At 67.3% G+C, this 557-nt stretch carries 1 protein-coding gene and 1 pseudogene; both read left to right on the top strand.

Going from position 1 to position 557, the window contains the following annotated elements; genetic code table 11:
- Positions 1-256 (top strand): annotated as a pseudogene (locus VXC91_RS46740) (hypothetical protein); the annotation flags it as partial.
- Positions 192-479 (top strand): transposase, encoded by a 288-nt coding sequence (locus VXC91_RS46745; protein ID WP_329513386.1) that lies wholly within the window; start codon positions 192-194, stop codon positions 477-479. The pseudogene VXC91_RS46740 and the gene VXC91_RS46745, both read left to right, overlap by 65 nt.
- Positions 480-557 lie beyond the last annotated feature (78 nt).

A 557-nucleotide genomic window follows, 5' to 3' on the forward strand; every position in this document is an offset into this window, starting at 1 on the left:
ATTCCAGCGACTGCGCAACACGCTGCGCGAATACTTCCCCGCCGCCCTGAACGCCTACGCAGACCTGGAACTGACCAGCACGGACGCATTGGAACTGCTGATCAAGGCGCCCGCACCCGCCGCGGCGGCGAAGCTGACCTGGCCCCAGATCACCGCAGTCCTCGCCCGGCACCATCGGCACAACCGGAGCGATGATCGCCCTGAACGAGCAGATAGCCGACCTGGAGGCGCATTTTCTCGCGCATCCGGACGCTGATATCTACCTCTCGATACCCGGCATCGGGGTGATCACCGGTGCCCGGGTGCTCGCCGAGTTCGGAGACGACCCCACCCGCTACGCGTCCTCGAAAGCCCGCAAGAACTACGCCGGCACCAGCCCCATCACCCGGGCCTCCGGCAAGAACCACACCGTCCAGGCTCGCTACGTGCCAACAACCGACTGGCCGACGCCCTGCAACGCCAGGCGTTCTCCGCCTTGAACGCCTCACCCGGGGCCCGCCGCTACTACGACAAGCAGCGCGCCCGCCAAGCCGCCTACAACCCCGCCCTCCGACAGG

Source organism: Streptomyces chiangmaiensis, from assembly GCF_036281785.1.
Lineage (GTDB): Bacteria > Actinomycetota > Actinomycetes > Streptomycetales > Streptomycetaceae > Streptomyces > Streptomyces chiangmaiensis.